23 protein-coding genes are annotated in these 24780 nt (G+C 66.1%); 9 read left to right on the top strand and 14 right to left on the bottom strand.

Annotated features, from left to right (window positions below; all coding sequences use genetic code 11):
* Positions 1–31: 31 nt before the first annotated feature.
* From M8312_RS00130 to M8312_RS00140, 3 genes are all read right to left on the bottom strand, one after another.
* A complete protein-coding gene (locus M8312_RS00130) occupies positions 32–2107 on the bottom strand; it encodes an ATP-binding protein (RefSeq protein ID WP_250118382.1) in 2076 nt (691 codons plus the stop codon).
* A 310-nt stretch (positions 2108–2417) separates the two neighbouring features.
* Positions 2418–2981 carry an FxDxF family PEP-CTERM protein gene (locus M8312_RS00135; protein WP_250118383.1) on the bottom strand — a complete coding sequence of 188 codons (564 nt, stop codon included), beginning with the start codon at positions 2979–2981 and terminating at the stop codon, positions 2418–2420.
* Positions 2982–3248: 267 nt separating this feature from the next.
* Positions 3249–3806: a J domain-containing protein gene (locus tag M8312_RS00140; protein ID WP_250118384.1), complete on the bottom strand. Its 558-nt coding sequence runs from the start codon at positions 3804–3806 to the stop codon at positions 3249–3251.
* Between the two features lie 464 nt (positions 3807–4270).
* On the opposite strand from M8312_RS00140, the gene M8312_RS00145 reads away from it, so the two are divergent.
* The 4 genes from M8312_RS00145 to M8312_RS00160 are packed head-to-tail and all read left to right on the top strand — an operon-like array spanning position 4271 to position 6069.
* On the top strand, positions 4271–4741 hold the full coding sequence (locus M8312_RS00145) for a response regulator transcription factor (RefSeq protein WP_250118385.1): 471 nt from the start codon (positions 4271–4273) through the stop codon (positions 4739–4741).
* Positions 4742–4783: 42 nt separating this feature from the next.
* Positions 4784–5134, top strand: coding sequence for a hypothetical protein (locus M8312_RS00150; RefSeq protein WP_250118386.1), 351 nt, complete (start codon positions 4784–4786; stop codon positions 5132–5134).
* 42 nt (positions 5135–5176) lie between these two features.
* On the top strand, positions 5177–5650 hold the full coding sequence (locus M8312_RS00155) for a hypothetical protein (RefSeq protein WP_250118387.1): 474 nt from the start codon (positions 5177–5179) through the stop codon (positions 5648–5650).
* Between the two features lie 26 nt (positions 5651–5676).
* Positions 5677–6069 carry a JAB domain-containing protein gene (locus tag M8312_RS00160; protein ID WP_284070218.1) on the top strand — a complete coding sequence of 131 codons (393 nt, stop codon included), beginning with the start codon at positions 5677–5679 and terminating at the stop codon, positions 6067–6069.
* On the opposite strand, the gene M8312_RS00165 is transcribed toward M8312_RS00160, so the two are convergent.
* Positions 6027–6455, bottom strand: coding sequence for a hypothetical protein (locus M8312_RS00165; protein WP_250118389.1), 429 nt, complete (start codon positions 6453–6455; stop codon positions 6027–6029). The two genes, M8312_RS00160 and M8312_RS00165, sit on opposite strands and share 43 nt — an antisense overlap.
* 178 nt (positions 6456–6633) lie before the next feature.
* Between M8312_RS00165 and M8312_RS00170 the strand changes: the two genes are divergently transcribed.
* On the top strand, positions 6634–6945 hold the full coding sequence (locus M8312_RS00170) for a hypothetical protein (RefSeq protein ID WP_250118390.1): 312 nt from the start codon (positions 6634–6636) through the stop codon (positions 6943–6945).
* Between the two features lie 105 nt (positions 6946–7050).
* Here M8312_RS00170 and pnp read toward each other — a convergent pair whose 3' ends face one another.
* The 5 genes from pnp to M8312_RS00195 all read right to left on the bottom strand — a co-directional run bounded on the left by pnp (position 7051) and on the right by M8312_RS00195 (position 12257).
* Positions 7051–9465, bottom strand: a complete 2415-nt coding sequence (pnp, locus tag M8312_RS00175) for a polyribonucleotide nucleotidyltransferase (RefSeq protein ID WP_250118391.1) — start codon at positions 9463–9465, stop codon at positions 7051–7053.
* Positions 9466–9630: 165 nt separating this feature from the next.
* Positions 9631–9900, bottom strand: a complete 270-nt coding sequence (gene rpsO, locus M8312_RS00180) for a 30S ribosomal protein S15 (RefSeq protein WP_250118392.1) — start codon at positions 9898–9900, stop codon at positions 9631–9633.
* An 18-nt stretch (positions 9901–9918) separates the two neighbouring features.
* A complete protein-coding gene (gene truB, locus M8312_RS00185; protein WP_250119797.1) occupies positions 9919–10815 on the bottom strand; it encodes a tRNA pseudouridine(55) synthase TruB in 897 nt (298 codons plus the stop codon).
* 6 nt (positions 10816–10821) lie between these two features.
* Entirely contained in the window at positions 10822–11436 is a 615-nt protein-coding gene (locus tag M8312_RS00190) for a thymidine kinase (protein ID WP_250118393.1), read from the bottom strand.
* 83 nt (positions 11437–11519) lie between these two features.
* Positions 11520–12257: a glutathione S-transferase family protein gene (locus M8312_RS00195; RefSeq protein ID WP_250118394.1), complete on the bottom strand. Its 738-nt coding sequence runs from the start codon at positions 12255–12257 to the stop codon at positions 11520–11522.
* Positions 12258–12415: 158 nt separating this feature from the next.
* On the opposite strand from M8312_RS00195, the gene M8312_RS00200 reads away from it, so the two are divergent.
* Genes M8312_RS00200 through M8312_RS00210 form a run of 3 tightly spaced genes read left to right on the top strand, consistent with a single transcriptional unit; the run spans position 12416 to position 18191 of the window.
* Positions 12416–14008 carry a hypothetical protein gene (locus M8312_RS00200; protein ID WP_250118395.1) on the top strand — a complete coding sequence of 531 codons (1593 nt, stop codon included), beginning with the start codon at positions 12416–12418 and terminating at the stop codon, positions 14006–14008.
* A 50-nt stretch (positions 14009–14058) separates the two neighbouring features.
* A complete protein-coding gene (locus M8312_RS00205; protein ID WP_250118396.1) occupies positions 14059–17148 on the top strand; it encodes a TolB family protein in 3090 nt (1029 codons plus the stop codon).
* Entirely contained in the window at positions 17148–18191 is a 1044-nt protein-coding gene (locus tag M8312_RS00210; protein ID WP_250118397.1) for a PrsW family intramembrane metalloprotease, read from the top strand. The genes M8312_RS00205 and M8312_RS00210 overlap by 1 nt, the downstream gene beginning before the upstream one ends.
* Before the next feature lie 86 nt (positions 18192–18277).
* Here the strand turns inward: M8312_RS00210 and M8312_RS00215 are convergent, their stop codons facing one another.
* The gene (locus tag M8312_RS00215) at positions 18278–18853 is read right to left on the bottom strand and encodes an outer membrane protein (RefSeq protein ID WP_250118398.1); all 576 of its coding nucleotides are present in this window, start codon (positions 18851–18853) and stop codon (positions 18278–18280) included.
* A gap of 430 nt (positions 18854–19283) precedes the next feature.
* On the opposite strand from M8312_RS00215, the gene M8312_RS00220 reads away from it, so the two are divergent.
* Positions 19284–20477, top strand: a complete 1194-nt coding sequence (locus M8312_RS00220; protein ID WP_250118399.1) for a methyltransferase domain-containing protein — start codon at positions 19284–19286, stop codon at positions 20475–20477.
* A gap of 157 nt (positions 20478–20634) precedes the next feature.
* On the opposite strand, the gene M8312_RS00225 is transcribed toward M8312_RS00220, so the two are convergent.
* From M8312_RS00225 to infB, 4 genes are all read right to left on the bottom strand, one after another.
* The gene (locus M8312_RS00225) at positions 20635–21129 is read right to left on the bottom strand and encodes a P-loop nucleotide/nucleoside kinase family protein (protein ID WP_250118400.1); all 495 of its coding nucleotides are present in this window, start codon (positions 21127–21129) and stop codon (positions 20635–20637) included.
* A 49-nt stretch (positions 21130–21178) separates the two neighbouring features.
* Positions 21179–21712, bottom strand: a complete 534-nt coding sequence (locus tag M8312_RS00230; protein ID WP_250118401.1) for a GNAT family N-acetyltransferase — start codon at positions 21710–21712, stop codon at positions 21179–21181.
* On the bottom strand, positions 21709–22101 hold the full coding sequence (gene rbfA, locus M8312_RS00235; protein WP_250118402.1) for a 30S ribosome-binding factor RbfA: 393 nt from the start codon (positions 22099–22101) through the stop codon (positions 21709–21711). Before rbfA ends, M8312_RS00230 begins: the two co-directional genes overlap by 4 nt.
* Positions 22102–22234: 133 nt before the next feature.
* Complete coding sequence (infB, locus tag M8312_RS00240; RefSeq protein WP_250118403.1) at positions 22235–24778, bottom strand: translation initiation factor IF-2; 2544 nt, start codon at positions 24776–24778, stop codon at positions 22235–22237.
* Positions 24779–24780: the final 2 nt, after the last annotated feature.

Consider the following 24780-nt stretch of genomic DNA (forward strand, 5'->3'; position numbering starts at 1 on the left):
GACTTTCCTGCCGCTTTCGGGCTAGAGATAATCATCCGGCGGGCTGCTTATACTCCACCTCCAGCCGCTCCGCCTTGCCTCCGTCCAGATGCGCGATCCGGGTCAGCAACTCGGCCGAGCGGAACGGCTTTTCGATCCGGGGCACCTCGGCGGGCACATCACTGGTCTCGCTCGCATAGCCCGTGACCAGCAGCGCGGGCAGCGTGGGCACCACGTCGTGCGCGGCCCTGATGAGGGCCGCCCCGCTCATCAGCGGCATCGCATAATCGGTGATCAGCACGTCATAACAAGGCTCCCGCCGAAGGAGGTCGAGGGCCGCCGCACCGCTGCTGACCTGGTCGACCCGGTGGCCGGCTTCCTTCAGCATCTCGGCAGTGGCGAGGCGCACCAAATCCTCGTCATCAACCAGCAGGATGTTGCGGGGCGAGATCTCGCCAGCCTCATCTGACGGCACCAGCTCATCGCATGCCCCATTGCCTCGCGGGACCCACAGACTGATCGTCGTTCCAGCGCCGACCTTGCTTGCGATCGACAATCCGCCGCCCGACTGCGCCGCAAGTCCGTGCACCATCGACAAGCCAAGCCCCGTGCCCTTGCCCACTTCCTTGGTGGAGTAGAACGGCTCAATCGCCAGCCGCACCGTTTGCGGACTCATGCCTTCGCCGTCGTCCACCACATCAATCCGCGCATAGTTGCCGGGGCGCAGCCCCGCCGGATGGATCCCAGCCACCGTTTCTTCCCTCACCGCGATGCGCAGCCGCCCGCCGTCTGGCATCGCGTCGCGCGCATTTACCGCCAGGTTGAGGATCGCCAGCTCCAGCTGGTTGGGATCGATCCGCGCGCTGAGGCTCGCCGCCGGCGGCTGCAACTCCAGCCGGATGGTCGGGCCAAGCGATTTGGCGATGAGGTCAGTCATCCCCAGCAGCAGACGGCGCAGGCCCACCTCCCGGTCCTCCAGCCGCTGCTTGCGGGCAAAGCTCAGCAGGCGCGCGATCAGGACCTTGGCCCGGTCCGCGCTGGTCAGCGCACCGTCCAGCAACCGCAGGTGGCGCGGCGTCTGCTCCTGCTTGCGAATAACATCCAGCGCACCGATGATCGGCGTCAGCAGATTGTTGAAATCGTGGGCGATCCCGCCGGTCAGCTGGCCCAGCGCCTCCATTTTCTGGCTCTGGCGAAGTGCGTCTTGCGCGAGCTGCAGTTCGGTCTCGCGCGCCTTGGCCTGGCTGAGATCCCGACCGACTGCGATGAAGTTCACGCCGTCGGGTTCGGGCGCAACCGTCCACTCGATCACCTTCCAGCCGCCGTCCGCGGTTGCGATGCGGTTTTCGAACCGGGCCGGTTGCCGCTTCTCGGCCATTCCGCCGATCGCCGACAGCGTCGCATCCATGTCGTCGGGGTGCATGAAGGTCGCATAAGGCCAGCTCAGCAGTTCCGCCTCGCTCCAACCCAGCACGCGCTCCCAGGCGGGGCTGACCGCGGACATCATCCCGCTGAAATCGGCCCGCGCCAGCATGTCCTGCGACAGGTCCCACAGCCGGTCGCGCTCCGCCGAACGCGCTTCGACCTGCGCCTCGAGGGTCTCGTTCAACTCCCGCAGCGCGGCGGTGGCCCGCACCGCCTCGGTCGTCTCCGCCAGGATGCAGAACACGCCCGCGGGCTGCCCGCACTCGTCATGCACCGGCGAATAATCGAGGTTCATCCAGACCTGCTCGGGCACGCCGTGCCGGTACAGCGTCAGCTCCTGGTCCTTGAATGACAGGGTCCCGCCGGCCAACCCGACCTTCATCACATGGTCGTTGAAGTCGGAAACCTCCGGCCAGCCCTCGCGCACGTTGGAGCCGAGCAGCGCCGGATGCCGTCCGCCCGCGAACAGCGAATAAGCGTCATTGTAGATCATGACGCTATGGTCGCCCCACAGCATGACGATTGGCACCGGTGAGGTCAGCAACGTGACCGTTGCGGTGGTGAGGCTCTGCGGCCAGGATTCGATCGGCCCCAGGGGGGTCTGCGACCAGTCACGCTCCGCGATGAGTCGCCCACACTGTGCGCCAGTCCGGTCAAACAGCGCGGCGGTCCCGGCGGGTGAGTCGGCAGTCGGCTGGGGCATGCGATCCTTACTCATCACAGGGATACCCAACGTAACGCAGGCCTGTGCGGAAGGGTGCCGGATACCGTCATCAGCCGGCGATCGATATTTTCGCGCGCAAAGCACGATCAGCAGGGAACACCTCGTTTGGACGATGGTTGGACCGGGCGAAGACGGAGTCCCCCAACCCTCTTCACGGCCCAATGCAGCCCGGTCGCCCTCCCCCCCCGGCGGCCGGGCTGTTCCATATCCGCTGCAGGCGCCCGCCACCGTGCAAAAGAAAAGGGCCCAGCGTCACCGCCAGGCCCTTCGATCCTAATCTACGGTGGGCTCAGGCCATCTGCAGCAACGCGGCGGCCGAATTTCTGCGGCGCATCGAGAAACCGACCGCGCCGAAGCCCAGCAGCATCAGCGCCCAGGTGGCCGGCTCCGGAACCGCCGAGTTCATGCCGAACGACAGCGTTCCGCTGTAGCTGGCGTCACCAAAGGTGGTGCCGTTGATCGTCAATACGTTGCTCGCGCTGGCAACCAGCGGGATGAGCTCGCGGCTGGCGCTATCGAACACGCCATTGGCGATGTTGAACGAGAAGTTTGACGTGCCGTTGTTGAGCACGACCGAGGTGAAGTTTAGGTTGGTCAGCGGGTTCGACGTGTTGAAGGTCGAATTCAGGATCGCAGACACGCTGTTGGTGCCGGTCGGCGTCGTGAAGGTCACCGTGTCCGTGAAGCTCTGACCGCTCGGGCAGCTGTTCACGGTGGGCGAGCACTGCACCGACGGGTTGGAGAAGGAGCCCGAGGCTCCGTCGATCTGCGCAGTGATGACGGCGGCGTTAGCCGCACCGGCTGCGCCGGTGAGCAACGCCATGGCGGCGGCAAAGCGAGTGAGGTTCGGCATGTGAATATCCCTGTTACGCGGAGCCAAGTGATTTCGAGTCAGTCACGTCTTAACACTTTGTTCACTGGCTTGGTTCAATTTTTATTACACCCTGTCCCATAACGAGATTTAACTTCCGCCGGTGGCACTCGCACCTTGTAGGGACCCGTTTCAGGGGATTGTTATTGCGCTGAAACGGACTGCATCAGCATTCCGGTGGGTGCCTCCGCGCGCTCCGCCCGCGTCCCGGCCAGCACCAGCCCGATGCGCTCGGCCAGTTCCGGTTGGTTAGCGGGCGGTGGGCTCCGGCGTGCGTGCGGGCGCGGTGGGGCAGGGCGCATCCGGCGCCGCGCCGCGAGCCTTGCACCCGCCATACACCGCAGGTCCGGCCATGCCGGTTGTCATTACCATCACCGGCTCGGGCGGCAGAGGCATCGGCGGCGGCGTGGCGGAGGTGAGCGCAAAGGTCACCACCGTCAGCAGCGTTGCCGCGCCCAAGCTCGCCGCCTTCCACTTTTTCGGCTGCACCGGCAGCTCGTCGTCCACAATGTATGTGTGCTGGTGCCGCCAGTGCGAGGCATGGCTGCGCCGCGGCGGGGGCGGGGTCATCGGCCGCTCGGCCGTGCGCGCCGCATGGCGCAGCCGGTCATAAGCGGCCCGCTCATCGGGATCGCGCAGGCAGGCATAGGCTTCGTTGATCGCCTGCGCCTTGGCCGCTGCCTCCGCCGTTGCATTCACGTCCGGATGATAACGCCGCATCAGGTCGCGATATGCCCGGCGGATCGCCGAGGCATCGGCCTCCGGCACAATCGCTAGCGTCGCGTAATAATCCGCGCTGACGTCCACGCCTCTCGATACCGGCCAATGCTCACCCGTTCAACCGGGACGCACGAGCACACTCGCTTACTCAGAGAATGCTGTGCAATCCCGGCTGCGCGACCCGGTCCCAGTTCTGGCGATCACGGCCGAGTTCCAGCTGAACCCGCCATCCGTCTGACCCAGTCACTCGGCCACCGCGCCCTCCTCACGCGGGCTTGTCGGCTGGGGAGGCAGGGCAGGGACCAGGGACATGAGGCGAACTCCTAAACCTGATCGTTGTTGATGACGGACATTGCCACGGGCATACCGCTCGTCGTTTCGACAAACGGCGGCGGCGCTGCCGAAGGTGGTCGCCAGCCCAGCCTCAATGCTGCTTTTCCAACCTTTTCTGAATGGCTTGCGAAACCGGGAAGCGGCCACTCCAGAGTCGACGAAGCTGGCGTTCGCACCTCGCATATTGCATAGGCCCCGCCAGGCAATTGAGCAGGACGATGCCCAGGATTAGTGACGCACGCGCCGACCCGCTGCTGACCAGTCGCCAGCAGGAATGCCTCCGCGGCTTCTGGTCGCGGAAGAGCGCAAAGGAGATCGGGCAGGAGCTCGGGATCACCCACCATGCGGTGGAAAAGCACCTGCTCGCCTGCCGCGAGCGGCTTGGCGTGACCAGCTCGATCGAGGCCGCGCGCCTCGTCTTCGGCGACCCCGAGGGGCCTACGATCAAGCCGTATTACGACGCTTCGGAGGTTCAGCCGGACCGTTTTGCCGGCCAGGGGCTGGCAACCCCCACACCGCTCGGCGGCATGGAAGGGGTGACGAGGGAGCCTCTGGCCTTGAACCGGCTGGGCGCGGTCTCGACCTTGCTTCTGATCCTGGCGGTGAGCCTTGGATCGGTGCTCGCGGTAGCCGCGCTGATCGCGGCGGCCGACGGCGCCAACAAGCTTGGTCGGATGCTGTTCTCCTGAAGTCTCCCTTCTGGCCTTCGGGACCAGATCAGGAGACGACCCATGCTCAACAAGCGCCATGAAATCGCCCGCGGAATCGCCAACGAACTGCTGCCCGCCGAACAGGACGTGGATGCCGCCATCCTGCACAATGCCCGGCTCACCATTCTCGTCATCGAAGGCCGTAAGGCGAGCCGCGTTCCGCTCGCGACCGGTCAGGAGGGTCTCGACTTCATCGCCAAGGCCAACAGTCGCCTGGTCGAAGCCCGCGGGCTCATCGCCCAGGCCCACGCTGCTTTCCGTCAGACCCAGTCCGAGGTCGGGCTGGACGCGTTCAGCTACGGCGACGTCGCCGAATGCCCACCGCCGTCCGCCACCGGCCTTTCCCTTGTTTCCTCGCAGCGCGTCGCCTGAGGCGATAGCGAGCGAGGGAATTGGCGATGCGGATCGCGTATCATGATCCGCATCGCCCTGTTTCTCGCCGCCTTCTTCTTATGCGCGTGGTATGCTTTCAAGGCGGGCGGGCGGCCCGAACGGCTGGCGATGCTGGCCCAGGGCCTCGCCCTCTTGCTCACCTTGGCGACTGGCTTTCTCACGGTGTCCGGAGGCTTCTGGAAGGAAGTCCCGGGCTGGCTGGCGGCGGATGCCCTGCTGCTGGTGGCGCTGACCTGGCTGGCGCTGAGGGCCAACCGCCTCTGGCCGATCGTGCTTGCCGGGCTGCAGCTGGCGACGATGTTCGCGCACCTGGCCAAGGCGCTTTATCCGCACCTTCCGGCGCTCGGTTATGCTGTGTTGCTCCAGATGTGGGCTTGGCCGATGCTGCTGACCACCGCCATCGGCGTCCGTGCGCACCAGTTGCGGGAACGGCGGCACCGCTCCGTACCCGACTGGAAGCCGTCGCTCCCGCCGCGCGCTCCGGCGCTGCACTGACCGGCAACGTCGTTCCACTCCGCCCGCTGCTTCACAACCGTCGCGCAGTCACCGCCTTCGTCCGCCGCGCGATCGAGACCGACAGCCAGGTCATGCTGAGAGCCTTGCTGGTCGACGAGGCCAGCCGCCACCTCGCCACCCTCACCGTTGCCGAAGGCCCGGCCGCGCTCACCGCTTACGACCCGGCGGGTCTGATCGAGCAGGCCTTCCTTGCCGCCGCCGCCGGCCTGATCCTCGTCCGCGGCCCCCTCGGAATGGCTGATCTCGGCCTCACTCCCGCGGAGATCGCCGCAGCGCTGGCCGTGCGCCGTTTGGGCAAACCCCTCAACATCCACCTGCTCGATTGTTTCGCCGTCGCGACCGATCCGAACCAACTCTATCGCCGAAGCACGAACCACTCGTTCGCGTCCTCGCCGTAGAGCAGCAGGATCGCGAAGCCCTCCAGCGCGATCTGAACGGCGGACGCGACGATGATCGCGCCGTCATGGCTGGGAAGCGGCTGCACCAGCCCGCTGCCGCGCAGAAACGCCATGCTGGTCGCCACGCCTAGGACCCACCGCGCCGCGAGCGCCCCACGCGCCGACCGCGATGCGCCAAAGGTCACCAGCAGCATCAGCACCGCGGCCAGCGCCAGTCCCGCCTCCCGGATTACGACGATCCGCCCGGCCAACGTCGCCGCCGCCTCCGGCGTCAGGTGAACGGCAAAAGTCAGCTGGCTGGTCACCTGGACCGCCAGCACCGTCGACAGCGCAAGGCTGGCCACGAACAGCAGCGCGAACAGCTGGATCGAGCGGTAACGCGCCACTTTGCAAGCTCCACCAGGCGCAAGGGTGCGCGATTGCGGTCGTCCTAGCCGCGGGCAGGCTACCGGACGGTTAAGCCGGGTCTGATCCGAACCGGACCCAATTTCGGCCACCGCCGGGACGGAGCGCTCCCAGCCCACCGCATAATGAAGGGTCGCCACTCGTACCCCGGAGGCCCTCATGCGGCTTGCACTGTTCCTGACCCCGCTCGCATTGTTGCCTTTGTCCTCGGCCGCCTTCGCCGCACCGAGCGCCCGCATGTCGGATGGCGGCGGCTCAACCGGCACCAGCCGCTGCGTCTACGACCTCCCGTCCAGCGGCTGGCGCGGCGTCGGCTATGGCGTGCCGCCACAGAACTTCATGCGTCCGTGCCACGCGTCCGGCACGACCCGCGAAGACCAGCTCTCTGCGGAAGAAGAATTGCTCGCCCAGGCCTGCTGGCAAGTGCAGGCGATCGCCCGGCAGGACCGTCCGGAGGAATGCCAGCGCTGATCCGGGGGGCGGAACGCGGGCCCCACGGCTTTCCCTGACCCACGCAACGAAGAAGGCCCCGCAGTCGCCTGCGGGGCCTTTTTTTTTCAGTGCTGACGCCGCGGCTTATTCGCCGTCGTCGTTCCCGCTGGCGCTGCCGCCGGTCAGGAAGGCCGGCGCGAACTCGGGCGCGGGGCCTTCATCGTTGCCACGCTCGCGGCGGGGGCCGCGATCGCCGCCTTCACTTCGGGGACCGCGGTCGCCCCGGTCACCGCCCTCACGGCGCGGGCCACGGTCGCCGCCGCCATCACGGCGCGGGCCGCGATCACGGTCGCCGCCGCCGCCACGACGGCGGTCGCCGTCACGGCCGCCACGGTCGCCGCGGGGACCACGGTCACCACGGTCGCCACCCTCACGCGGCTCGCGCGGCGGGCGGGTGTCGGGCAGTTCCTCGCCGGTCTCCTGGTCGACCACGCGCATCGACAGGCGGACCTTGCCGCGGCTGTCGACCTCGAGCAGCTTGACCTTGACCTCCTGGCCCTCGCTCAGGACGTCGCGGACGTTCTCCACCCGCTCGTTCTTGATCTCGGACACGTGCACCAGTCCGTCCTTGCCGGGCATGAAGGTCACGAACGCGCCGAAATCGACGATGCTCGCCACCTTGCCGGTGTAGATGGTGCCGGGCTCCGGCTCCGCGACGATGCCACGGATCCACTGGCGCGCGGCCTCGATCTGGTTGACGTCGGAGGAGCTGATCTTGATCACGCCCTCGTCGTCGATATCGACCTTGGCGCCGGTGGTGGCGACGATCTCACGAATGACCTTGCCGCCGGTGCCGATGATTTCGCGGATCTTGTCCTTGGGAACCGACATCGTCTCGATGCGCGGCGCGTGAGCCGAAAGCTCACCGCGCGTGCTGTCGAGGGCCTTCGCCATCTCGCCCAGGATGTGGGCGCGACCGTCCTTGGCTTGCGCCAGGGCGACCTTCATGATCTCCTCGGTGATGCCGGCGACCTTGATGTCCATCTGCAGGCTGGTGATGCCCTCGGACGTGCCGGCGACCTTGAAATCCATGTCGCCGAGGTGGTCCTCGTCACCCAGGATGTCGCTGATGACCGCGAAGTCCTGGCCCTCGAGGATCAGGCCCATGGCGATACCCGCGACCGGACGCTTCAGCGGAACGCCCGCGTCCATCATGGCCAGTGAACCGCCGCACACCGTCGCCATCGACGAGGAGCCGTTGCTCTCCGTGATGTCCGACAAGACGCGGATCGTGTAGGGGAATTCCTCCACGCTCGGCAGCATCGGGTGAAGCGCGCGCCAGGCGAGCTTGCCGTGGCCGACTTCGCGGCGGCCCGGCGCACCGAAGCGCCCAACTTCGCCGACCGAATAGGGCGGGAAGTTATAGTGCAGCATGAAGCGCTGGTACGACAGGCCTTCCAGGCCGTCGATCATCTGCTCGCTGTCCTTGGTTCCCAGCGTGGTCGACACGATCGCCTGCGTCTCGCCGCGGGTAAACAGTGCCGAGCCGTGGGTGCGGGGCAGGAAACCGACCATGCTTTCGATCGGGCGCACCGTCTTGGTGTCGCGGCCGTCGATCCGGCGGCCTTCCTTGAGGATCGCTCCGCGAACGATTTCGGCCTCGAGGACCTTGACCATCTTCTGCGCGATCAGCTGCTCCTGCGGGTCGGCGTCGGCGAAGGCTTCCTTGGCCTTGGCGCGGGCCGCGTTGAGAAGCTCGGAACGCTCGCCCTTGGCGGTCACTCGGTAGGCGGCGTCGATGTCACTGCCGACGATGTCCTTGAGCTTGGCCTTGATGGCGCTCTTGTCGAGCCCGGCACTCAGCTCCCACGGGTCCTTGGCGGCCTTCTCGGCCAAGTCGATGATCGCGTTGCAGACCTTGCGGCTCGCCTCATGCGCGAACATCACGGCGCCGAGCATCTGCTCTTCGCTCAGTTCCTGCGCTTCGGATTCGACCATCATCACGGCGTTCGGAGTGCCGGCGACGACCAGGTCGAGCTTGCTCTCCTTGATCTGCTCCGGCGACGGGTTGAGCACATACTCACCGTCGATGAAGCCGACGCGCGCGCCGCCGATCGGACCCATGAAGGGCACGCCCGAGATCGTGAGCGCTGCGGACGCGGCGCACATCGCGAGGACGTCGGGCTCGTTCTCGCCGTCGTAGCTGAGTACCTGGGCGATCACGAGGACTTCGTTGTAGAAGCCTTCCGGGAACAGCGGGCGGATCGGGCGGTCGATCAGGCGGCTGGTCAGCGTTTCCTTTTCGGTCGCGCCGCGCTCACGCTTGAAGAAACCACCCGGGATGCGGCCCGCGGCGGAGAACTTCTCCTGATAGTGGACGGTCAGCGGGAAGAAGTCCTGGCCAGGCTTGACGCTCTTGGCGGCGGTCACCGCGCACAGCACCACGGTCTCGCCCATGGTCGCGAGCACCGCGCCATCGGCCTGGCGGGCGATGCGCCCGGTTTCGAGCTTCAGCGTCTTGCCACCGATCTCGACTTCAGCAGTATGGATATTGAACATCTTGTTTCCTTCACCCCGCCGCCAGATGCGCGCGGGGGCAGCATGTCGCAGACAGCCGGTCTGCGAGCGGTGTGGGGCGTTCTTCAGTGCCCCTGAACGCCCCGCCGAAGTGCGGGCCGTCCGGATAGGCGAAGGGCGCCGCGTGGGCGCCCTTCGGAAAACTGGTTACTTGCGGAGGCCGAGGCGACCGATCAGGTCGGTGTAGCGCTGGGCATCCTCGCGCTTGAGATAATCAAGCAGGCTGCGCCGCTTGTTGACCATCATCAGCAGGCCGCGCCGGCTGTGGTTGTCCTTGGCGTGCGTCTTGAAGTGCTCGGTCAGCGTGTTGATGCGGTCGGTGAGGATCGCAACCTGGACCTCGGGCGAACCGGTGTCGTTGGCTTCGCGGGCGTAATCCTTGATCAGCTGAGCCTTGCGCTCTGCGGTAATCGACATCGTGTCACTCCTTGTTCGTTAGACGTTGAACCCGCGCACGACCCGGAGGCCGTCGTCCGAGCCTTCGACCAGGGCCACCGGACGATCTTCGTCCAGGGCCAGGTGAAGACCCGACACCGCAGGTGACCGAACAAGCCGGCGCCCCTGGCGGAGCAGAACAGCTTCTTCGGGTGAGACGGGGAGGGCCGGGATGTCGTCCAGCCCCGCGACGAGCGGGTGGACCGCCCCATCAAGCCGCCGCGCCTTAGCGGCTTCGCCCAGAAAGTCCAGCGATATCGCCTGCGCCAGCGTGAATGGCCCCGCCTTGGTCCGCCTGAGCATGGTGACGTGCCCAACGGTGCCGAGCGCGAGCGCAATGTCGCGCGCCAGACTGCGGATATAGGTGCCCTTGGAGACGGTGGCGGAAAGGGTGACTTCCTCCACCTTCTCCCGCTGTTCAGGAGAGCGCAGGGCACGCAATTCGAACACGGTCACCGCCCGGCTCTTCAGCGCCACCTCTTCCCCCGCCCGCGCCAGCGCATAGGCGCGCTGCCCATCTACCTTCAGCGCGGAATAGACCGGTGGCACCTGCTGGATTGGCCCGGTGAAGCGCGGCAGGACCGCTTCGACCTCGGCCAGCGTCGGCCGCACCTCGGTGCTCGCCACCACCTCGCCTTCTGCATCGAGCGTGCTGGTCTGCTCACCGAAGCGGATGGTGAAGTCATAGGCTTTGGTGGCGTCCAGCATCCGCCCGGCGAGCTTCGTCGCCTCGCCGAGCGCGATCGGCAGCACGCCGCTGGCCAGCGGGTCCAGCGTCCCGCCATGTCCGACCTTGGTCTTGGGCTCGCCCGCCTCGCGCAGGGCGCGCTTGACCGCGGACACCGCCTGGGTCGAGCCAAGCCCCACCGGCTTGTCGAGGATGATCCAGCCGTTCAGCATGGTTCAGCCGGCCTCGCCGCCGCCCATGCTGCCCGCGTCGCCGGCCCGCAACCGTTCGAAGAAGTGGCGGCGGCACAGCGCGACATAGCGGTCATTGCCACCGATCTCCGTCTGCGCGCCCGCCGCGACCGCATGGCCCGCCTCGTCCACCCGCAGGTTCATGGTCGCCTTGCGTCCGCACTCGCACACGGCCTTGAGTTCGACCAGCGCATCGGCCAGCGCCAGCAGCGCCGCGCTGCCGGGGAACAACTGACCGAGGAAGTCGGTCCTGAGGCCATAGCAGAGCACGGGAATGTTGAGTTCGTCGGCCAAGCGGCACAGCTCCAGCACCTGCTCCTGGGTCAAGAACTGCGCTTCATCGACCAGCACGCAATGCAGCTGCCTCGTCTTGAGCTCGTCCAGCACCGCGTCGCGCAGGTTGGTTTCGGGCCGATAGGTGTGCGCCTCGGCCCCGATGTCGAGCCGTGACGCGATCCGGCCCAGGCCGGCACGGTCGTCATGGGCCGCGGTCCACAGCATCGTCTCCATGCCGCGCTCGCGGTAATTGAAGTCCGCCTGCAGCAGCGTCGTCGACTTCCCCGCATTCATCGCGGCGTAGTAGAAATAAAGCTTGGCCATGCGCGCCGCTTAGCGCGCTCGACCGCCTTCGGCTAATCGGCGCTTTCGGAAGGCTAGACGGGCAATCAAGTGACTGACCTGACCTACAGCCGCATCATGCCCCTTCGGGGCTCACGCTGACCATAAGTCTGCGCGGTCAGCTTCGCCCCCGCATCCAGCAGTGCCTGCCGGCGGCCCGCTACATCCGTCCGCAATTGGACTGCTTCATATTTGGCGAGCTTCCGGAACACCGGATGATCAAGCGCTCGCCCGATGAACCCGGCGGTGACCGGCCAACGGGCAGCATCGACCTCCACGCCGGCATAAGCAGCATTGCGGAAGAAGGAGGCGATGGCGACGTCCGCCAAACCGAGGTTCCCACAAAGGAAACCCGAAGCGGGCAGCTCGCCTTCGAGATAATCGAGCGCTCGCGGCAATTTCTCGCTCAGTGTCTGCTGAACACGTTGCTCGTCCGCCGGCTCTTTCCAGACAAGTGGACGAACGACGCGCTGGTAGAACAGACCCCAGACGAGCAGGTCGCCAAGTCGGGTGTCGGCATATTCCTCAAGCCATCGCGCTCGCGCCCGCGGAGCCGCGCCTTGGGGCAGCAGTGGTCGCTGAGGATAAGCGTCGTCCAGATAGGCGCAGATCACCGATGAATCGCTGATGGTCACATCGCCGTCGATCAGCACGGGTATCCGCCGCAAGGGGCTCAAGCGGCTGAACTCGTCATTGCCGAAGAAGGGTGTGATGGGATCCACCTCATAGGTCAATTGCTTGAGCTCAAGACAAGCCAGGACCTTGCGGACGTAGGGGCTGACGAAGCTTCCGATGATCTGCATTCGGTCATGCTAGTCCGCTCGGGAGTGGCGGGAAAGGCGGTCGCATTCTCGCCCCCAGCTCTCGGTCGGAGGCACCCACTTTTGGCGAATTTCTGGGGTTCATTGACTCGTGGTTAACGTAGCGTAAACTACCGCCCAGCTACAAAGGGAGGTGCGTCGTGAACGCTACCGTGACCGTTGATCGTAGTGACCGCGTCTCTGTTCCGCGTAGCAATTCCAGATACTGGACCACCGGGGCGATCATCGCCGCTGTCGCGGTCGGGGCCTATGGCGTCGGTCGGATCTATCCCCCGCAGGGCCCGTCCGCAGGCACCATCGCACCGGCCGATCGCTATGTCTCGGCGCAGGTCGGCGCCAAGGACGTGCAATTGGGCGACCAGTCGGTCGCACAACTGATGCAGACCGACGCTTTCGACCTGCTGACCCGCGATTCCTCTTTCCGGGCACTGGCCCGTGACGCCGGCTTCCAGGCTGCGCTTCAGAACCCGCAGGCGATGGCGGCGATCGCCGCCAATCCCAAGGCCTTCGCGCAGCTTGCCGCTGATCCCGCTGCCTTCGCCGCGGCCGTGCGTGACGCCAATGCGATCAGCGCGGCGGCCACCCAGGCCGATGCCAGCCGGGCCGCGGCCATCGCCGCCATGGCCCAGAACGCGCAAGCCTTCGCGGCCTTGTCGGCGCATCCGCAGGTCTTCTCCGCCATCGCGCGCAACGCCGATGCCTTTGCCAACTACAGCCGCGCAGCCGGTGTCGCCGCCGCGCTTCGCAATCCGCAAGCGGTGGCGGCGGTCGGTGGTGATGCCGCGGCTTTCGCCCGGCTTGCGGCGGATTCGCAGGCGATGGCCAGGTTGAGCCAAGGCAATGCGATCAATGCCATGGCCCAGAACGCCAAGGCCTTCGCCGCCATGGGCGTCAACGCACAAGCGCTGGCCCTCGCCGCCAACCAGGCAGCCGCCCTGGCGGCGCAGCTGAACTCCGCCAATGCGATGGGCGCGGCCGGAACGCTGGCGCAGTACGCCAGCAACTTCGGCGCGATGGCGGCCAGTCCGCAGCTGTTCGCTGCCTTGGCGCAGAACGCACAGGCGTTCGCGGCGCTGTCCAATCACCCGCAGGCACTGCTGGTAATGGCCAAGAACCCGCAAGCCTTCGCCCAGTTCGCCGGGCGCGGCGCCGACTTCGCCGCCGCCGCGCGATCGGGGCAGGCGCAAGCCATGCAGCAGGACGCAGCGGCCTTCGCCCGGCTTGCGGCCGATAACCAGGCCATGGCGGCGGTGGCCAAGTCGAACGTGTTCGACGCGCTTGCCCGTAATGCGCCCGCCTTTCAGTCGCTGGCCGCCAATGCGCAGATGTTCCGCTACGCGACCAACGCGGCGGCGCTGAATGCCATGGCCAGGGACTCGGCGGCCTTCGCTTCGCTCGCCCGCAATGCCAACGCCGCCGCTAGCGCGGCGCTGTCCGCGCAAGCGGCCAACGCCTCGGCCGCCGCGGCCCAGATGGCGGCCAGCGGACAGGCCAATGCGCAGCTGCTCCAGGCCATGTCCCAGAACCCGCAGGCGATCTCGGCGATGGCGAGCAATCCGGCGGCCTTCGCGGCGCTGGCGCGGCAACCGGCGGCGGTGGCATCGCTGGCGCGCAACGCCGACGCGCTCGTCGCGCTTGGGCATAATCCGGCCTTTGCCGCGCTGGCGATGAACCCGAGCTTCGCCGCGGCGCTCCGCAGCGGAGGCCTGGCGGAGGCGACGGCTCGGCAGTGAGTGGAACGGGCGGGCCTGCGCGCCCGCCCCGCCCATAAGAGGGGGACAGGTTGGGGGCAGGCAGTCGCGTCCGGGTCGCCTTGCGCCTCAGCAGCCTGCTGCTTGCGGGCGTGGCCCTTCCGGCCGCCGCGCAGCAGGCACCCGCACCGCAAGCGCCGCCACCGACGCCGCCAACCACCACGCTGGTCGAACCGACTGGCGGCCCGCCGCCCGCACCGGCACCGGCACCCACCGAGGAAGTGAAGAGCGTCCCGCAGGATGCCTCAGGCATCCCGTTATCGACTCTCGAGACGAAGGACTTCTCGCTCCTCTACTTCGATCCGGTCCAGACCTTCCTGACGCCCTACCTCGGCCGCTCGTTCGAGAATGCGATCGCCTTTCACAAGCGCAAGTTCGGCTGGCAGCCGTGGGACCGCACCACCGTGTTGCTCAAGGACTTCGGCGACTACGGCAACGCCGGCGCCCGGGCCTCTCCCAACAATGCGGTGCTGCTCGATGTCGCGCCGCTGAGCCAGAGCTTCGAGACTTTCACGCCCGGCGAGCGCTTCTTCACGCTGATCAACCATGAACTGGCGCACGTCGCCACCATGGACGTCTGGAACCGCCATGACGCCCGCTGGCGGCGGCTGCTCCACGGCAAGCCGATGCCGCTTCAGGAGCATCCCGAGTCCATCCTCTACAACTATCTGACCACGCCGCGCACCAACGTGCCGCGCTGGTATCTGGAAGGAAGCGCGGTCTTCTTCGAAACCTGGATGGCCGGCGGTCTTGGCCGCGCGCAGGGCGCGTTCGACGAGATGGTGTTCCGCGCCAAGGTGCGCGATGGCGAGCGGCTCTACTCGCCGCTGGGCCTCGAAAGCGAAGGCAACAGCGTCGACTATCAGGTGGGGGTCAACGACTACCTCTACGGCACCCGCTTCTTCTCCTACCTGGCGCTGACCTATGGCCCCGAACGCGCCGTCGACTGGCTTCGTCGGCCCGACGGCAGCGCGGGCTTCTACGCCACCCGCTTCCGCCAGGTGTTCGGCAAGCCGCTCGACCAGGTCTGGAACGAATGGCTTTCCAGCGAGCAGCGGTTCCAGCGCGAGAACCTCGCCCGCCTCGCGCAATTTTCGCTGACGCAGGTGACCCCGCTCAGCCCGCGCGGACTTGGCTCCATCTCACGCGGCTTTGTCGACACCCGCACCAACAGCCTGGTCGCCGCCTTCCGCTATCCCGGCCGGATCGGCTTCGTCGGCGCCATGGACCTGGCCACGGGCAAGCTTCGCCCGCTGCGTGAGATCAAGGGCATGATGCTGTACAAGGTGACCAGCCTTGCCTTCGACGAGCAAGCGCGGACCGTCTTCTACACCGAGGACAATTACGCCTTCCGCGACCTCATTGCGCTGAACGTCGACACCGGTGCGCGTCGCATGCTGCTGAAGGATGCGCGAATTGGTGACATGGTGCTGAACCCGGCTGATCGATCTCTGTGGGGCATCCGCCACCAGAACGGGTATGCGACGCTGGTGCGCATCCCGGCGCCCTACGCCTCCTTCAACCAAGTCCACACCTTCGACTATGGGCAGATTCCGTTCGACCTCGACATCTCGCCGGACGGGAGCCTCGTCTCCGCCAGCTTCGGGGAGATCGATGGCAAGCAGTCGGTGCGCGTGTGGAAGCGGCCGGAACTGCAGGACGGCCTTGGTCCGATCGAGGTCACGCGGCTCGAACTGCCGCCCTCCACGCCCGAAGGCTTCGTCTTCACCCCCGACGGCAAGGCCCTCGTCGGCTCAAGCTATTACACCGGCGTTTCCAACATCTACCGCTTCGACCTCTCGACGGCGAAGTGGGAGGTGGTGAGCAACGCCTCGACCGGCTTCTTCCGTCCGCTGCCGCAGCCGGACGGATCGCTGATCGTCTATGATTATTCGGGGCAGGGGCTGCGGCCGGTGCGGATCGTGCCGGAGGTGCAGAAGGACCTCGGCACCATCCAGCTTTTCGGCACCAAGGTCGTCCGCGCCCATCCGGAACTTGAGCAATGGGGCGTCGGCTCCCCCGCCCGGATCGACCTCGAACCGCTGATCACGCAGCGCGGGCGATACGATCCGGGCAAGCGCATGCGTCTGGCCAGCGCCTATCCCATCATCGAAGGCTACCGGCGCACGCCGGTCGCGGGCTATCTCTTCCATTGGGAGGACCCGATGCAGTTCCGCCAGGTGACCGCGACCGTCGGCGTGTCGCCACTCGGCCACCAGACCCGCGGCGGTGAGCGGCTGCACCTCGACCTCCAATATCGGACCCTCAACTGGAAGCTTCGCTATCGCCACAACGGCGCGGACTTCTATGACCTGTTCGGCCCGGTCGAGCGCAGCCGAAAGGGCGACATCGTCACCGCCGAATATGTGAGAAGCCTTATCTACGACCCGCCGCGTCAGCTCGAACTGTTCGGCAATGGCGGGGTCTACCTCGGCCTCGACCGGCTGCCGGGCGCGCAGAACATCGTCAGCCCGCGCAACATCGTCAGCGTCGAGGCCGGGCTGCGCTACCACAGCCTGCGCAAGAGCCTCGGCAGCGTCGACCGCGAAAAGGGCCTGGCCTGGCAGCTGAGCGGGGGCGTGGACCGGGGCGGGGGCGTGACCAGCCCGAAGCTTGCGGCAAGCATGGACGTCGGCGTGCCGCTGCCGCTGCCCAACAGCTCGGCTTGGGCTTACGTCGCGGCGGGCAGCGCCTGGGGCAATGCCGCTTCGCCACTCTCGAACTTCTACTTCGGCAGCTTCCGCAACAACTATGTCGATAACCGCTCCGAGAAACGATACCGAGAGCCGGAGTCCTTCCCGGGCTTCGAGATCGACCAGATCGCTGCCCGCCGCTACGCCAAGCTGATCGGCGAAGTGAACCTGCCGCCGCTGCGCTTCGCCGAGGTCGGAGCGCCGGCCTTTTTCCTGTCCTCGCTTCGGCCGGCGGTGTTTGGCGGCGCCCTGCTGACCCGCGATCCACTGGGCGGCAATCGCCGGTTTGGAACCGTCGGCGGGCAGCTCGACCTCAACTTTACCGTGGCCCTCCGGCTGCCGATGATCATCTCGGTGGGGGCGGCCCATGGTTTTGGGCGCCAGGGGGAGGGGCGCACCGAAACCATGATCAGCCTGAAGATCATGTGATGGCGGGCTCACTCGTCCACTGGCTGGTCGCGCTTCTGCCGGTCCTCGCCATTCTCTGCCTGTTCGTCTGGCTGGACGCGTTCAAGCTGATGCGGGTGCGTGAGATCCTCGTTCTGCTCGGGCTCGGCGCCATCACCGCCGCCCTATCCTACCCGGTCGCGGGACGGCTGATCGATGCGCTTCCGCTGGGTTTCTCCTTCTACAGCCGGTTTATCGCCCCGTTCATCGAAGAGGCCATCAAGGGCGCCGCCATGGTGTTGCTGTTCCGGGTGAACCGCATCGGCTTCAAGCTCGACGCGGTGATCAGCGGCTTCGCGGTCGGGGCTGGCTTCTCGGTGATCGAAAACATGCTCTACCTCTTGCGCTTCCCGGAGCTCGCGGTCGGCGTCTGGCTGGTTCGCGGCCTCGGCACCGCGGTGATGCATGGCACGACGCTCGCCGTGTTCGCCGCCATCGCGCACGAGCTTGCCGAGCAGGAAACGCGCGGCAACGCCGATGACTTCGACTTTCGCTTTTGGTGGTTCCTGCCCGGCTATCTTGCCGCGGTGGCGCTGCACCTCCTCTTCAACCAGCTTCCCGACCGGCCGTTGCTGGCGATGATCGGCGCGCTTGCGGTCGCGCCCTTGGTGGTGATGGGCATCCTCCGCTTTGGGACCGAGGAGGCGGAGGAGTGGCTGGTCGCCGAACGGACCGCCCATGCCGAGGCGCTGGCCATCCTCGATGCCGGCGGCTTCCCGCAGGACCTGCGCGGCCAGCGGCTGGCCGCGCTGTGCCAGCGGAGCGGCCCCGGACCCGCTGAGCGGATCCGTGAATACGCTCAGGCGCAACTCGCGCTGATCGTGCTCGCCGAAGAGACGCTCGCGACCCAGGCGACGAGCGCCGACATGGTGCGCGGCGACGGCGAGGCGGCCTTCAGGCGGGTCGAGGAAGCCAAGCGCGCCCTTGGCCCAACGCTCCTCGCCGCGGTCGAACCGCTGCTACCGCTCAGCCGCAACGACCAATGGGAAATTCGCGAACTGCGCGAGCGCCTGACGGGCCGCTGAGCCAGACCGCTCACGGTGGCACGCTGCCATAAGAAAAGCGGGGCACCCCAACAGGGACACCCCGCTCTTCCATGTTGCACTATTACTTAGAAGCGCGTGCCGATCACGACCACGCCCTGATGGCGAATCAGGCCGCCTTCGTAGTTCGAGTAACGATACTCGAGACCCGCGTAGGTCTTGCCCATCAGCTTCGCCTGCGCACCGATGCCGGCGCGGAAGCCGTCGCCATTGCCCGAGGCACTGTCCGTGCCGTCAGTCGCCTTGAAACGCGCGTTGGTGTAGCCCGCCTTGACGTAGACGTTGGAACCCTCGCCGATCGCGAAGCTGAACCGGCCACCGGCATAAAGGTCGCGGCCCGACTTCACGTAAACGCCGCTATCGCCGAACTTGAGCGTGGAGTCCGAAGCCTCGACGTCCGCGCCGACCGAAACCGCATCGCCGACCGGAAAGTCGAAACCCGCGCCGACGCCGTACAGCAGGCCGCCATCGGTCACGTGACCAAGACCGAAGTCGCGCAGGTCCAGACGGACATGGTCCACCCCGACAACCGCTTCGATGCGCGCGCCGTGGGGTGCCTCGGCTGCCGCCGCGGTATCCTGCGCCATGACCGGCGCGCCGACGGTCACCGCGGCAAGCGCGGTGACGAGATGTAGATTGTTCATGAAAATGCCCCTGTGTCTTGTCTGGCGTACATCGCCAGCGGCGGCCCGTTACTCAACCAGGTTAAAGTTTTGAACCCACATTGCCCTCCGTGCGCGCAAAACAGCACACTGTGGTGCGCAGAACACAATCCGGGTCTCAGTGCGCATCCCGCGGCGGCCCGGCCCCCGCGCACGTTCCAATTCTCGACGCGGGAAGCTCGCAGGATGCGATGTTCAAGGTTCGGGACTTGTTCGACCTCATCGGCTGCGATCGCCCCGAACGCAGAGCGTTCGAAGCTCAGTATATCATTGCGATCCGGCCTCCGTTCGGCCAAGCCCGCCCAAGACTTTTTCGGCCTCCAGCAGGCACTTGAACGCCTCGCCGAGCCCTTCCCACACGCCTCTGACTGAATGAACTATGCAACCCAGTAAACTGGTCGACCTTCTGTCCGTGCCCGGCACGGAAGAAGGCCTTGCGCTCGTCACCACGAGCTTCGCCGGCGATGAGCCTTACGAAGGGTGGCTCGAGGATTCGCGCGGCAAGGTGTGGGCGAGGCTTGATGCCTTTCGATTCAGTTTCGTGAACTTCAGCGACGTCACCGCCGAGGAGCGCTCCAGCCTGGACCAGAACGGTCCTACGCAAGCGCGCGTACCGGAAGGGACCTATATAAGTTCCTTCAGCGATCGGCTTCGCTGGTCCGGCAAGCTTTTTGAACTCGACGATTATCTGAAGGGGTTCGACGACGGCGATCCTGACGCAGCAGTGGCGTTCACCAGCACTGCCAGCAAGGTCGAGTTGGTTCTGAACGCCCACGGCTGGTCGGGCCTGGCCAGAGTCCAGGTCAACGGGGACGAGTTTTGCAGGGTCGACCTCTACAACGAAGAAAACAACATCTCGAAGCGCGTTTACATAGACAATCCTGACAATCTCAGCCTCGATGTAAGAATTACCGCTGTCGGCAAGAACCCAAATTCGCAAGGTTCTCAAGTCCTGCTCGACGGCATCGTCGAGTATGGGAAAGTTCTTGTGACGCCGACTTATTCCAAGTTGAAGGCGCGCAACCGGGGAGGCAGCTTTCGACCTCGCTTCTTCGAGTTTTCCAGGCAGCTCCACGCCGACGCCGTCATTCTGGACGTCGGCGGCGGCCGTCGCCAGCTCGCCGATCCAAGGTACATCAACCTCGAATACTCAGCCTTCGATGAGCCCGACATCTTCGGAGACGGAACAGCCCTGCCTTTCAAAGCTGGTACTGTTGACTTCGTTTACAGCTCGGCAGTCCTGGAGCATGTCACGGACCCACTGCGCATGGGTCGCGAAATCCACCGCGTTCTGAAGCCTGGCGGGTCTGCACTGGCGGACGCTGCGTTCATGCAACCCATCCACAGCGAAGGGCAGCACTTCTTCAACGTCACGCCCTACGGCATGGAACTGATCTTCAACATGTTCCGTGATCGTAAGATCTGGTGGGAGACTGGCTTCGCGAACACGATGAGATGGTTCGCATCCGCGACGCAGTTGAAGAAGTTCGCTGATAACAACAAGGTCGAGCAGTTCCTTGCTCTCGCTAACGAATTCTCTGCTCTCATCCCGGAGGAGCGCGGCATGTATGTCGCCGCTGGCGTCTGCTTCGAAGGAACGAAATAGGCCGGCTAGTCACTCGTGCGGCAAGCGGCCCACTTCCGGCCAATCGCGCGCCTGTTAGCCACCCGGGTCCGGGGTGATGTAATGGTGATCGAAGGGTATGCTTTCGACCCGTTGCGGACTTTCAGCCGAAATGTCCGCCTCCGACCCCTTGCGGACTTCAGCTGAAGTGGTGGACGACGATGTCAAAACCTTCTTCGGGGGTCGGCGACACTATGAAGCTGTTGAAAATGCGGAAGTCGGTTTCACTAACCTGATACTCGTGTGTGCCGCTCGCATTCCGCTGCTGAAGACGAGATAAACAGACGTCTTCAGGCGCTTGGATGTGGTCCAACTTGTGTTGAGCGCCAGCTTTTTCGAAAAGACTGCGCATCCAAGCGCGTGCATCCTTTGTGTTCGCTTGAAAGTCGAGGGCAACAGACACGCCCTCCGAGAGCAGATGAACGATGAGAGGACCTATCGCATTCCGAAGCCTGCCTGCGCATCGAGCGTAGTCCTGAACCGTTCTTATCTCGCCGGGGTAGAGGGATGACAGTAAGCGGTCCTCGCTGACGACTGCCGTGCAGCCATCTTCGGACAACTGCTTCGCCAACGTGCTCTTGCCAGAGGCGATGATGCCGCAAAACATGTGAAGGGTTGCCGGTGGGCTGCGCATGTCGCGGAGCTACCCTTAGCCGCGTCCGCTTTCCACCCATAGCGGACATTCACACTGGCCATTCGCCCGGAAGCACGCTGAACATGACCGTGTCGCGCACGTGGCCGGTCCAGGTGATGGTGTCGGCGCGGCGGATGCCCTCGCGGACGAAGCCGAGCTTGCGGCATGCCGCCTGGCTGCGCAGGTTGCGGCGGTCGACCCGAAACTCGATGCGGCGGAAGCCGACGTCGAACGCGCGGCGGATCATCATGTCCTTCACGCGGCGGTTGAGCCCCGTGCCGCGCGCGGGCGGCCGATAGTAAGTGAAGCCAATCTCCAGCACCTTGTTGCGCTCGTCGATGCGCAGGAAGCTCGACATTCCGGCCAGCTCGTCACCGTCGAACAGCACAAAGGTCACCGCATCCGGCCGCGCCAGCAGGGCATCGATGGTGCCGTCGAAATGGGTGGGATCGCAGCTCACCGAGTAGATCGGCCAGATGTCCGCGTCTTCCCCGCAGGCCGCCTTGAGCGCGGCGCGATGATCTTCGCTGAAGGGTAGGGCGGTGCAATTCTCACCCGCCATCGGCTCCGCGAGTGCGATCACTCCTCGCCAAGATCCTGTGCGACATGTTCGGAGCGCAAGATGCGGTCGATGTGGCTGCCTTCGTCAAAGCTCTCGTCGGCGAGGAACTTGAGCTTGGCGGCATATTTGGTCCGCACCCGGTGCGCGACCTCGCGCTGGAGGAAAGCGGTATTGGTGCGCAGCGCCTTCAGCACCACGTCCTCGTCCTGGCCGAGCAGCGGTTTCACGAACACGGTAGCGTGACGCAGGTCGGGCGACATGCGCACTTCGGTGACGCTGACGAGGTGGCTCTGCAGCGTCTCGTCATGCACGTCGCCGCGGCTGAGAATTTCGCTCAGCACGTGGCGCACCTGCTCACCCACGCGCAGCAGGCGGACCGAACGACCTTCGGTGGTTTCCTGTTTCCTCATATTACCCTCCGCGGCAGCGACGCGGGAGTAAATCCCGAGTCGTCGGTCCTGTCGCTTCGCGCAGGCCGTCCGCCGTTCGCTGTCTCTCGCGTAAGCTGCGCTCGCTTCGCTCCGCTTGCTTACGCTGGGCAGCTCACAGTGTCCGTGCCCGTTCCTCGACCTCGAACACTTCAAGGTTGTCGCCAGCCTTGATGTCGTTCGTGTCCGCCAGCAGCACGCCGCACTCGAGGCCCGCGACCACCGAGGCCACGTCGTCCTTGAACCGGCGCAGCGAGCTGATGGTGGTCTTGGACACGATGACGTCGTCGCGGGTGAGGCGGGCGTTGAGACCCTTGCGGATTTGGCCTTCCAGCACCAGCAGACCCGCGGCCTTGTCGCGCTTGCCGGCCGGGAACACTTCCTGGACCTTGGCGCGGCCGACCACCGTCTCGATGATCTCCGGACCGAGCTGGCCGCCCATTGCCTCCCGGACCCAATCGGTCAGGTGATAGATGACGTCATAATAGCGGAACTCGACCTTGTTGCGTTCGGCCGTCTGGCGCGCGTTGGCGTTGGGACGGACGTTGAAGCCGATGATCGGCGCCCCCGTCGACGCCGCCAGCGTCACGTCGCTTTCGGTGATCGCGCCGACACCCGACTGCAGGATGCGGACCTTGATCTCGTCCGTCGACAGGCGGTTGAGCGCGTTGACGATCGCTTCGGTGGACCCGCCGACGTCGGCCTTGATGATCAGCGGGAACTCGATCGTGGTCGATGCGCGCGAAGCAAACATGTTCTCGAGGCTGACCGGCGCCGATGTCGTGCGCTTGCGGTCCAGCACGCCCTGGCGATAGGCCGCGACCTCACGGGCACGCGCCTCATTCTCGACCACGGTGAGCTTGTCGCCCGCCGACGGCACCGCGGCGAGGCCGAGCACCTCGACCGGCATCGACGGCCCGGCTTCCTTCACTTGGCGGCCATGATCGTCGATCATCGCGCGAACCCGGCCGGACGCCGCGCCCACCACGAAGATGTCGCCGACCTTGAGCGTTCCGCGCTCCACCAGCACGGTGGCGAGCGGACCGCGGCCCTTGTCGAGCTTGGCCTCGATCACCGTTGCCTCGGCATCGCGCGCCGGATTGGCCTTGAGCTCCAGGATCTCGGCCTGCAGCGCAATCGCCTCGAGCAGTCCGTCGAGGTTGGTCTTCTGGAGCGCCGAAACCTCGACGTCCTGGACGTCGCCGCCCAGCTCCTCGACGACCAGCTCATGCTGCAGCAGTTCCTCGCGGACCCGCTGCGGGCGAGCGTCGGGCTTGTCGATCTTGTTGATCGCCACGATCAGCGGCACGCCGGCCGCCTTGGTGTGGTTGATCGCCTCGATCGACTGGGGCTTCAGGCCATCATCGGCCGCCACCACCAGCACCACGATATCCGTGACGTTGGCGCCGCGGGCGCGCATTTCGCTGAACGCCTCGTGACCGGGCGTGTCGAGGAAGGTGATCTTCTCGCCCGACGGCACCTGCACCTGGTAGGCGCCGATGTGCTGAGTAATGCCACCGGCCTCGCCGGCCTGGACCTTGGCGCCGCGGATCGCGTCCAGCAGCGACGTCTTGCCGTGGTCGACGTGACCCATGATGGTCACCACCGGCGGACGCGGCTGCAGGGTTTCCTCCGCGTCGACGTCGGCCGCGGTATCGATGTCGGCATCGCTCTCGCTGACACGCTTGATGTTGTGGCCGAACTCGGTGACCAGCAGCTCGGCCGTGTCCTGGTCGATGGCCTGGTTGACGGTGACCATCATGCCCATCTTGAACAGCGACTTCACCAAATCCGCCGCCTTTTCGCTCATCCGGTTGGCGAGCTCGCCAACGGTGATGCTGTCGGGCACGACCACGTCGCGGACCTGCTTCTCACGCGGGCCGGAGCCCATGTGAGCGCGCTTTTCCTTCTCGCGTGCACGGCGCAGCGCGGCCAGGCTGCGGGCGCGGCTGTCATCGCCGCCCGAAAGCGCGCGAGTGACGGTGAGCTTGCCAGCCGGACGGCGATCGTCGCCGCGGCCGCGCGAGGCGGGGCGAGCGGGCTCGGGCCGGCGCGCGGGGGCGCTGGATTCCGGACGGCGGACGGGCGTGAACTGCTGACCGGCCGGGCGGGCTGGCGCTGCCGGTGCAGCAGCGGCCGGAGCGGGCACCTCGGGTTCCGAGGCGGGCTCCGGCGGCTGCTCGGCGGCGCGCTTGGCTTCCTCGGCGGCCTGGCGCGCGGCCTCTTCCTCGGCCTTGCGATTATCTTCCTGGCGGCGGCGCTCGCCCTCCGTCTGGCTTTGCTTGGCCTGCTCCTCGCGGCGGCGCGCATCCTCGAGCGCGGCCATGCGGGCCTCTTCGGCCTCGCGCAGCAGCCTCGCCTGCATTTCCTTGCGGGCGGTGATGTCGTCCACCGGCGAGCGGCGCTGCACGGGCGCCGGAGCCGCCGCACGGGCGGGGGCGGCAGGGGCGGGCGAAGGCGCAGCGGCGACCGGCTCCGGAGCCTCGGCGGCCGGAGCCTCACCCGGGCGGCCCAGGATGCGGCGCTTCTTTACCTCGACCACCACCGTGTTGGAGCGGCCGTGGCTGAAGCTCTGCTTGACCTTGCCGGTCTCGACCGTGCGCTTGATTCCCAGCGGCGGCCGGGTGCCCAGCTTCGGCTTGTCGGTCTGGTCGCTCATAA

Origin of the sequence: Sphingomonas sp. KRR8 (assembly GCF_023559245.1) — a bacterium.
GTDB lineage: Bacteria > Pseudomonadota > Alphaproteobacteria > Sphingomonadales > Sphingomonadaceae > Sphingomicrobium.

Coding starts and splice junctions, on each gene's coding strand:
- M8312_RS00130 (WP_250118382.1), bottom strand. CDS start 2,107: ATGCCCCAGCCGACTGCCGACTCACCCGCCGGGACCGCCGCGCTGTTT.
- M8312_RS00135 (WP_250118383.1), bottom strand. CDS start 2,981: ATGCCGAACCTCACTCGCTTTGCCGCCGCCATGGCGTTGCTCACCGGC.
- M8312_RS00145 (WP_250118385.1), top strand. CDS start 4,271: ATGCCCAGGATTAGTGACGCACGCGCCGACCCGCTGCTGACCAGTCGC.
- M8312_RS00150 (WP_250118386.1), top strand. CDS start 4,784: ATGCTCAACAAGCGCCATGAAATCGCCCGCGGAATCGCCAACGAACTG.
- M8312_RS00155 (WP_250118387.1), top strand. CDS start 5,177: ATGATCCGCATCGCCCTGTTTCTCGCCGCCTTCTTCTTATGCGCGTGG.
- M8312_RS00170 (WP_250118390.1), top strand. CDS start 6,634: ATGCGGCTTGCACTGTTCCTGACCCCGCTCGCATTGTTGCCTTTGTCC.
- pnp (WP_250118391.1), bottom strand. CDS start 9,465: ATGTTCAATATCCATACTGCTGAAGTCGAGATCGGTGGCAAGACGCTG.
- rpsO (WP_250118392.1), bottom strand. CDS start 9,900: ATGTCGATTACCGCAGAGCGCAAGGCTCAGCTGATCAAGGATTACGCC.
- M8312_RS00190 (WP_250118393.1), bottom strand. CDS start 11,436: ATGGCCAAGCTTTATTTCTACTACGCCGCGATGAATGCGGGGAAGTCG.
- M8312_RS00195 (WP_250118394.1), bottom strand. CDS start 12,257: ATGCAGATCATCGGAAGCTTCGTCAGCCCCTACGTCCGCAAGGTCCTG.
- M8312_RS00210 (WP_250118397.1), top strand. CDS start 17,148: ATGGCGGGCTCACTCGTCCACTGGCTGGTCGCGCTTCTGCCGGTCCTC.
- M8312_RS00215 (WP_250118398.1), bottom strand. CDS start 18,853: ATGAACAATCTACATCTCGTCACCGCGCTTGCCGCGGTGACCGTCGGC.
- M8312_RS00225 (WP_250118400.1), bottom strand. CDS start 21,129: ATGCGCAGCCCACCGGCAACCCTTCACATGTTTTGCGGCATCATCGCC.
- rbfA (WP_250118402.1), bottom strand. CDS start 22,101: ATGAGGAAACAGGAAACCACCGAAGGTCGTTCGGTCCGCCTGCTGCGC.
- infB (WP_250118403.1), bottom strand. CDS start 24,778: ATGAGCGACCAGACCGACAAGCCGAAGCTGGGCACCCGGCCGCCGCTG.